Below are 8,093 nucleotides of genomic sequence, written 5' to 3'. Positions count from 1 at the left end.
CATCAGCCGGCGAATCAGCCAGCCTCACACCACCGGCCTTACCACGACCACCGGTCTTCACCTGAGCCTTCACCACAACACGCGAGGTACCAGCCGCCGCGAACTCCTCCGCGACCGCCCGAGCCTCCCCCGGCGTCATAGCGATCTTGCCGGCAGGAACCGGGACGCCGTACTCCGCGAAGAGCTCCTTCGCCTGACGTTCGAACAGATCCACTCGCGTTCCTCCCGCTCGTCCGAGGTCGGTGCCGTGCCCCTGTCCGGCCTCTCGGCCGCGTCACCGAATCTCGCTCTGGACATTCCACACATTGGGTGTCACAGTCTTCATACAGTATTCGTCGACTGTATGCAATCCTCGTCAATGCAACACCGAATCGGCTCTGACCAGGCATTTCCGTCGGAACACGAGCCCCGATTATGAGGAGTTGACACAGGACATGACCGCGTCTCCCGAGCCGGAACCCCAAGCCACGGAACTCATCTCAGGTGGGCATCTCGTCGCCAAGGCCCTCAAGGCGGAGGGCGTCGACGTGATCTACACCCTGTGCGGCGGCCACATCATCGACATCTACGACGGCTGCGTCGATGAGGGCATCAAGGTCATCGACGTCCGCCACGAGCAGGTCGCCGCGCACGCCGCGGACGGCCACGCGCGCATCACCGGCAGGGCCGGCTGCGCCGTCGTCACGGCGGGCCCCGGGACCACCGACGCCGTCACGGGCGTGGCGAACGCGCTGCGGGCCGAGAGCCCGATGCTGCTGATCGGCGGCCAGGGCGCGCTGAGCCAGCACAAGATGGGCTCCCTGCAGGACCTGCCGCACGTCGACATGATGGCGCCGATCACCAAGTTCGCCGCCACGGTCCCGCACACCGAGCGCGTCGCGGACCTCGTCTCGATGGCCTTCCGCGAGTGCTACAACGGCGCGCCGGGCCCGTCGTTCCTCGAGATCCCCCGCGACGTGCTCGACGCCAAGGTCCCACGGGAGAGGGCGCGGGTGCCGCGGCCCGGCGGGTACCGGGCCTCGACGCGCCGGCAGGGCGACCCCGCGGCCATCGAGCACCTCGCCGACCTGCTGGTGCACGCCGAGAGGCCGTGCGTCCTGCTGGGCAGCCAGATCTGGACCACCCGGGCGACCGAGGCGGCGACCGAGCTGGTGCGCACGCTCAACGTGCCCGCCTACATGAACGGCGCCGGCCGTGGCACCCTGCCGCCCGGCGACCCTCACCACTACCAGCTCTCCCGGCGCTACGCGTTCAACAACGCCGACGTCATCGTCATCGTCGGCACGCCGTTCGACTTCCGGATGGGGTACGGGCGTCGCCTGTCCCCCGAGGCGACCGTGGTCCAGATCGACCTGGACTACCGCACCGTCGGCAAGAACCGCGACGTCGACCTCGGCATCGTCGGCGACCCGGGCCTCATCCTGTCCGCCGTGACGCAGGCGGCCTCCGGGCGCTCCGACAACGGCGCCGCGGGGCGGAAGGCGTGGCTGGAGGAGTTGCGCGCCGAGGAGACCAGGGCCTACGAGAAGCGGCTGCCGCTCCAGCACTCCGACGCGTCACCGATCCACCCGTACCGGCTCGTGCACGAGATCAACGAGTTCCTCACCGAGGACTCGATCTATGTCGGCGACGGCGGCGACATCGTGACCTTCTCCGGTCAGATCGTGCAGCCCCGGTCGCCCGGGCACTGGATGGACCCGGGTCCGCTCGGCACCCTCGGCGTCGGCATCCCGTTCGTGATGGCCGCCAAGCAGGCCCGGCCGGACAAGGAGGTCGTCGCCCTGTTCGGCGACGGCGCGTTCAGCCTCACCGGCTGGGACTTCGAGACGCTCGTCCGCTTCGACCTGCCGTTCGTCGGCATCGTCGGCAACAACTCCTCGATGAACCAGATCCGCTACGGCCAGGGCGCCAAGTACGGCAAGGACCGCGAGCGGGTCGGCAACACGCTCGGCGACGTCCCGTACAGCGAGTTCGCCACGATGCTCGGCGGCCACGGCGAGGAGGTCCGTGAGCCCGGCGAGATCCGGCCGGCGCTGGAACGCGCTCGCGAGTCCGGCCGGCCCTCACTCATCAACGTGTGGCTCGACACCGACGTCTACGCGCCCGGAACCATGAACCAGACGATGTACAAGTGAAAAGGAAAGCGCCATGGGAAAGGCACTAGACGGCGTCAGGATCCTGGACATGACGCATGTTCAGTCCGGACCGTCATGCACCCAGATCCTCGCGTGGCTCGGTGCCGACGTCGTCAAGCTCGAGGCGCCGGGCGGCGACATCACGCGGCGCCAGCTCCGGGACGTCCCGGACGCCGACAGCCTTTATTTCACGATGCTCAACGCCAACAAGAAGAGCATCACGCTCAATCTCAAGAACGACCGGGCCAAGGAGATATTCGTCGATCTGGTGAAGCGCTCCGATGTGCTCGTGGAGAATTTCGGGCCCGGCACGATCGAACGCCTGGGATTCGGCTGGGAGACGCTGCACGAGCTGAATCCGAAGCTCATCTTCGCCTCGATCAAGGGGTTCGGCGAGGGCCCGTACACGAACTTCAAGGCCTATGAGGTCGTGGCCCAGGCGATGGGCGGGTCGATGAGCACGACCGGCTTCGAGGACGGGCCGCCGACCGCGACCGGTGCCCAGATCGGCGACTCGGGCACCGGCATCCACGCGGTCGCCGCGATACTCGCCGCGCTCTACCAGCGGAACGCGACCGGCCGCGGCCAGCGGGTCGCCGTCGCGATGCAGCACTCGGTGCTGAACCTGTGCCGGGTCAAGCTGCGCGACCAGCAGCGGCTGGCCGCCGGCCCGCTCACGGAGTATCCCAACGAGGACTTCGGCGACGAGGTGCCCCGCTCGGGCAACGCGTCGGGCGGCGGGCAGCCGGGATGGGCGGTCAAGTGCGCGCCGGGCGGTCCGAACGACTACGTCTACGTGATCATCCAGCCGCAGGGCTGGGCGCCGATCGCCCGGCTGATGGGTCGCCCCGAACTCGCCGACGACCCCGAGTGGAGCACCCCGGAGGCCCGGCTGAACAAGCTGGCCAAGGTCTTCCAGATCATCGAGGAGTGGAGCTCCCAGCACGGCAAGTGGGAGGTGCTGGCCAAGCTCAACGCCGAGAACGTCCCCTGCGGCCCGATCCTGTCGACCGCCGAACTGATCGAGGACGAGAGCCTGGTCGGCAACGAGATGATCGTCACGGTCGACCACCCCGTACGCGGCCCCTTCAAGACGGTCGGCTGCCCGCTGAAGCTGTCGGACTCCCCCGTCGAGGTCGAGCGGTCGCCGCTCCTCGGTGAGCACAACGACGAGATCTTCGGGCAGGTGCTCGGCCTGCCGGAGGACGAGCTCGTCTCCCTCAAGGCGAATGGAGTGATCTGACGTGGGATACGACCGCGCGGAGGTACGCGCCGTGATCGACGCGGTGCGGGCCGAGGGACGTACCGCGCTGACCGCGCTGGAGGGCAAGCGGCTGTGCGACGCGTACGGCATCGCCACTCCGGCGGAGGACCTGGCCACCTCGGCGGACGAGGCGCTCTCCCGCGCCGTGGACATGGGGCTGCCCGTCGTCCTCAAGATCGTCTCGCCGGACATCCTGCACAAGACCGAGGCCGGAGGCGTGCTCGTCGGCCTGGACTCCCCGCACGAGGTCAGGCTCGGCTACGAGCGGATCGTCGCGGCGGCGCGGGAGTACGACCCGGACGCGCGGATCCTCGGCGTGCAGGTGCAGCGGATGGTGCCCGCCGGCCAGGAGGTCATCATCGGCGCGACGACCGATCCGACCTTCGGCAAGGTCATCGCGTTCGGGCTCGGCGGCGTGCTGGTCGAGGTGCTGAAGGACGTCACCTTCCGGCTGGCCCCGGTCACCGGTGAGGAGGCGTCGTCGATGCTCGACGACATCGCCGCCGCCGACGTGCTGCGCGGCGCGCGCGGCGCCGAGCCGATCAGCCGCGACGCGCTGGCCGGCACGATCCAGCGGGTCTCCGACCTCGTCGCCGACTTCCCCGAGATCGACGAGCTGGACCTCAACCCCGTGTTCGCCACCCCCGGCGGCGCGGTGGCGGCCGACGTACGGGTCCTGCTGGCCGAGAGCGCGCCGCGGGAGGTGCCGCGGCACACGCCCGAGGAGATCCTCGCGGTGATGAACCGCCTGATGAAACCGCGTTCGGTGGCGGTGATCGGCGCCTCCAACGAGGCGGGCAAGATCGGCAATTCGGTGATGCGGAACCTGATCGACGGCGGCTACGCGGGCGAGATCCACCCGATCAATCCCAAGGCCGACGAGATCTGCGGCCGCAAGGCCTACCGCAGCATCGCGGACGTGCCGGGCGAGGTCGACGTCGCGGTGTTCACCATCCCGGCGAAGTTCGTGCCCACCGTGCTGGAGGAGGTCGGCGCGAAGAAGGTGCCCGCGGCGGTGCTGATCCCCTCCGGGTTCGCCGAGACCGGCAACGACGCGTTGCAGGAGCAGGTGGTCGAGATCGCCCGCCGGCGTGGCGTGCGGCTGCTCGGTCCCAACATCTACGGCTACTACTACACGCCGGAGGACCTCTGCGCGACGTTCTGCACGCCGTACGACGTCAAGGGCGGTGTCGCCCTGTCGTCCCAGAGCGGCGGCATCGGCATGGCGATCCTCGGTTTCAGCCGCACCACGAAGATGGGCGTGTCGGCCATCGTCGGCCTGGGCAACAAGACCGACCTGGACGAGGACGACCTGCTGACGTTCTTCGGGCAGGACGAGAACACCCGGTGCGTCGCGATGCACCTGGAGGACCTGAAGGACGGGCGCGCGTTCGTCGCGGCCGCCCGCGAGGTCTCGCGCAAGAAGCCGATCATCGTGCTCAAGGCCGGCCGGACCAGTCTCGGCGCCCGCGCCGCGAGCTCCCACACCGGCGCGCTCGCCGGCGACGACAAGGTCTATGACGACATCCTTCGCCAGGCGGGCGTGATCCGCGCACCGGGCCTGAACGACATGCTGGAGTACGCCCACGCGCTGCCGACGCTGCCGACGCCGAAGGGCGAGAACGTCGTCATCATCACCGGCGCCGGTGGTTCCGGGGTGCTGCTGTCCGACGCGTGCGTCGACGCCGGGCTGTCGCTGATGGACATCCCGCCGGACCTGGACGAGGCGTTCCGCAGGTTCATCCCGCCGTTCGGCGCCGCCGGCAACCCCATCGACATCACCGGGGGCGAGCCCCCGTCCACGTACGAGGCGACGGTGCGCCTGGGCCTGGAGGACCCGCGCGTCCACGCCCTGATCCTCGGCTACTGGCACACGATCGTGACCCCGCCGATGGTGTTCGCCGAGCTCATCGCCCGCGTCGTCGCGGAGGCACGCGCCAAGGGCATCGACAAGCCCGTGGTCGCCTCACTCGCCGGCGACACCGAGGTCGAGCAGGCCAGTGAGTACCTGTTCGACCACGGCGTCCCCGCCTACCCCTACACGACGGAGAAGCCGGTCGCCGTGCTCGGCGCCAAGTATCGGTGGGCGCGCACCGCGGGCCTGCTGCCCGGCTGAGTCCTCACCGGTGGCCGTACGGCCGTATCGCGATCGTCGGTACGGCCACCGGCCTCAGCGCCCCGCTCAACGGAGGAGAACGCCCATGCAGCACAGCTAACAAGCGCTTGGTGGCCGCACGCGCGAATGGACATCGGGGACAGGGGGCAACCGCCAAGCACCTCGCGACGAGGGGTCGACATGACCGCTACTGCCAATCCGACACCGAAGTTCACCGAGATAACCGACCAACGCGGACGTGTCTACCGCGTCGGCGAGACGGACCGCGACATCCTGGGCCACTCCCGGACCCTCATGGTGATACTGCCGTGGGTGGCGATGATGGCCATCAGCGTCTTCGAGTACGCCTACGGGTCGGCCGAGGACACCCTGTCCACCGCACACGGCTGGACCAGCGGCAACACGTTCTGGATCCTCAGCGTCTGGGTGTTCTTCCAGGCGGGCGTCGCCTTCCCCGCCGGCCGGCTGCGGGAGAAGGGCATCCTGACGGCACGCCGGGCGATGACGCTGGGCGCCGGGCTGGCGATGGTGGGCTTCCTCGCCATCTCCCACCTGCACAGCGTCTTCGGGGCCATCATCGGCTTCGGCGTGCTGGGCGGCGTCGGCGCCGGACTCGTGTACGCGACCTGCATCAACATGGTCGGTAAGTGGTATCCGGAAAAGCGCGGCGCGCGCACCGGGTTCGTCAACGGCGGCTTCGCCTACGGCTCGCTGCCGTTCATCATCATCTTCAACTACGCCTTCGACACCGGCGACTACCAGGAGGTCCTCGACCTGATCGGGCTCTTCGTGCTCGTCTCGATCGGGATCTGCGGGTACTTCTTCAAGGACCCGCCGAAGAACTGGTGGCCCGACCACGTCGACCCGCTGAAGCCCGCGAAGGCCAGAGACACCGGCGCGCGTGTCAGCCTCGAGAAGAACCCGCCGGCGGTGCGCCAGTTCACCCCGATGGAGGCGGTGCGCACGGGCATGATCCCGCTGATGTGGATCTGCCTGGCGTTCATCTCCGGCGTGTCCATCTTCGGCATCTCCTTCGAGGTGCCGTTCGCCAAGGACCTGGGCTTCGGGCCGCTGATGGCCTCGCTGTCGGCCGGCATCCTGGCCGTGGTGAACGGCGTCGGACGCGCGGTGGTCGGCTGGTTCTCCGACCTCATCGGCCGTAAGCAGGCGCTCATCGTCGTGCTCGTCATCGAGGCGCTCGCGCAGTTCGGCACCCTGTGGGCCGGCGACGCCCACAACGAGGTGATGTTCCTGGTCTTCGCGTTCGTCTCCGGCTTCGGCGGTGGCGCGTTCTACCCGATGTTCGCGGCTCTGGTGCCCGACTACTTCGGGGAGAACCACAACGCGACCAACTACGGGATCGTCTACAGCGCGAAGCTGGTCAGCGGCCTGTTCGGCGGTGGCCTCGGCGCCGTCGTCATCGGCGCCTGGGACTACGACGGCGCCTACACCCTCGCCGGTGTGATGGGCCTGGTGTCGGCCCTCATCGCGCTGACCCTGCGTCAGCCGGGACGCCCGAAGGCGCGCAAGATCGTACCCAATCCCTATCCGATCAGCCGGGAGATCATGTGACCTCCCGGTCGGGGCGCCGGTGATAGGACCGGCGCGTGTGCTCGGTGTGCTCGCGCATGATCTGCGCCGCCCGCTCGCCATCGTGCGCGGCGAGCGCGTCGATCAGTGCCGCGTGCTCCGTCCAGGACTCCGGCCCTCGCTGCCGGGCGACGGGCGTGTAATACCAGCGGACGCGCCGGTCCACCTGGGCCGCCAGCTCGGCCAGGACCTTGTTGCCCGCGAGCTCGACGATGGCGGCGTGCAGCGCGGCGTTCGCGGCGACGACGGCGTCCACGTCGTCGGCCTCGAGCGCCGCCACGCCGCCCTCGCAGATCTCGCGCAGGTGAGCGATCGCCTCGGGGGTGACGTTGGCCGCGGCCAGCCGCGCCGACTCCGTCTCCAGCAGCGAGCGCACGACCAGCAGCTGGTCGGCCTCCTCCTCGGTCGGCATGTGCACGAAGGCGCCCTGGGCCGGCCGCAGGTCGACCCAGCCCTCCGTGCTGAGCCGCTGGAGCGCCTCGCGCACGGGCTGCCGGGAGATGCCGAGGCGTGTCGCCAGATCACTCTCGACGAGGTGCTGCCCCGGCTTGAGCGCACGCGTCACGATCAGCTCGAGCAGGGCCTCGTAGACGCCTTCGCGGAGCGGGGCGGGGCGCGTCAGCCGAGGCATGTCCACGCTCTCCGCGTTACCGGTGAAGAACGACATGCCGACTCCTCGAGATCTGAGGTCTTCTGTGTACAGTCTACTGGCTACATGGCGACGGCCGGGGCCGCGGGCCACGTGGCGGTACTCACACCGTTTCAAGGCCGTACCTCCACCCAGCACCGCATATCAATCCGCAATGCGGTGGAAACACACAAATAACAGATAAGCCATTCCGGCGAATCGCTATCGGGGCGGCAGGGCGAGCAGTTCCACTTCCTCTCCCCGCCACCCGGGAGGAACGACGGCCAGCGCGTCGGCCAGCGCGGCGCCCCACAGCAGGCCGGGCCGGTCCCGGCCCACCGGCACCACCCGCGCGCCGTC

Annotated in this window: 7 protein-coding genes; 4 read left to right on the top strand and 3 right to left on the bottom strand. The window is 69.2% G+C overall.

All coding sequences use genetic code 11. The features are described 5' to 3' along the window. The coding region (locus ACFFNX_RS34930) for an ATP-grasp domain-containing protein (RefSeq protein ID WP_378210191.1) at window positions 1-214 on the bottom strand (214 nt) is incomplete at its 3' end. A 220-nt stretch (window positions 215-434) separates the two neighbouring features. On the opposite strand from ACFFNX_RS34930, the gene ACFFNX_RS34925 reads away from it, so the two are divergent. The 4 genes from ACFFNX_RS34925 to ACFFNX_RS34910 all read left to right on the top strand — a co-directional run bounded on the left by ACFFNX_RS34925 (window position 435) and on the right by ACFFNX_RS34910 (window position 7,087). After that, window positions 435-2,135 (top strand): thiamine pyrophosphate-binding protein, encoded by a 1,701-nt coding sequence (locus ACFFNX_RS34925; protein ID WP_378210190.1) that lies wholly within the window; start codon window positions 435-437, stop codon window positions 2,133-2,135. A 13-nt stretch (window positions 2,136-2,148) separates the two neighbouring features. Next, window positions 2,149-3,378 (top strand): formyl-CoA transferase, encoded by a 1,230-nt coding sequence (frc, locus tag ACFFNX_RS34920; RefSeq protein WP_378210189.1) that lies wholly within the window; start codon window positions 2,149-2,151, stop codon window positions 3,376-3,378. Window position 3,379: 1 nt separating this feature from the next. After that, window positions 3,380-5,515: an acetate--CoA ligase family protein gene (locus ACFFNX_RS34915; RefSeq protein WP_378210188.1), complete on the top strand. Its 2,136-nt coding sequence runs from the start codon at window positions 3,380-3,382 to the stop codon at window positions 5,513-5,515. A 180-nt stretch (window positions 5,516-5,695) separates the two neighbouring features. Next, window positions 5,696-7,087 carry an OFA family MFS transporter gene (locus ACFFNX_RS34910; RefSeq protein ID WP_378210187.1) on the top strand — a complete coding sequence of 464 codons (1,392 nt, stop codon included), beginning with the start codon at window positions 5,696-5,698 and terminating at the stop codon, window positions 7,085-7,087. Here the strand turns inward: ACFFNX_RS34910 and ACFFNX_RS34905 are convergent. Together ACFFNX_RS34905 and ACFFNX_RS34900 are read right to left on the bottom strand one after the other, a co-directional pair. After that, the gene (locus ACFFNX_RS34905; RefSeq protein ID WP_378210185.1) at window positions 7,080-7,772 is read right to left on the bottom strand and encodes a GntR family transcriptional regulator; all 693 of its coding nucleotides are present in this window, start codon (window positions 7,770-7,772) and stop codon (window positions 7,080-7,082) included. The genes ACFFNX_RS34910 and ACFFNX_RS34905 overlap by 8 nt on opposite strands. Window positions 7,773-7,955: 183 nt before the next feature. Beyond that, the gene (locus ACFFNX_RS34900; RefSeq protein WP_378210192.1) at window positions 7,956-8,072 is read right to left on the bottom strand and encodes a hypothetical protein; all 117 of its coding nucleotides are present in this window, start codon (window positions 8,070-8,072) and stop codon (window positions 7,956-7,958) included. Between the last annotated feature and the right edge of the window lie 21 nt (window positions 8,073-8,093).

It is taken from the genome of Actinoallomurus acaciae (genome assembly GCF_042429965.1).
Classification (GTDB): domain Bacteria; phylum Actinomycetota; class Actinomycetes; order Streptosporangiales; family Streptosporangiaceae; genus Actinoallomurus; species Actinoallomurus acaciae.
This window is presented reverse-complemented; position numbering and strand designations above follow the sequence as displayed.

What these genes read in the sequence shown, in the direction of transcription:
- ACFFNX_RS34910 (WP_378210187.1), top strand. Translation starts at nt 5,696, where the DNA reads ATGACCGCTACTGCCAATCCGACACCGAAGTTCACCGAGATAACCGAC.
- ACFFNX_RS34925 (WP_378210190.1), top strand. Translation starts at nt 435, where the DNA reads ATGACCGCGTCTCCCGAGCCGGAACCCCAAGCCACGGAACTCATCTCA.
- ACFFNX_RS34905 (WP_378210185.1), bottom strand. Translation starts at nt 7,772, where the DNA reads ATGTCGTTCTTCACCGGTAACGCGGAGAGCGTGGACATGCCTCGGCTG.
- frc (WP_378210189.1), top strand. Translation starts at nt 2,149, where the DNA reads ATGGGAAAGGCACTAGACGGCGTCAGGATCCTGGACATGACGCATGTT.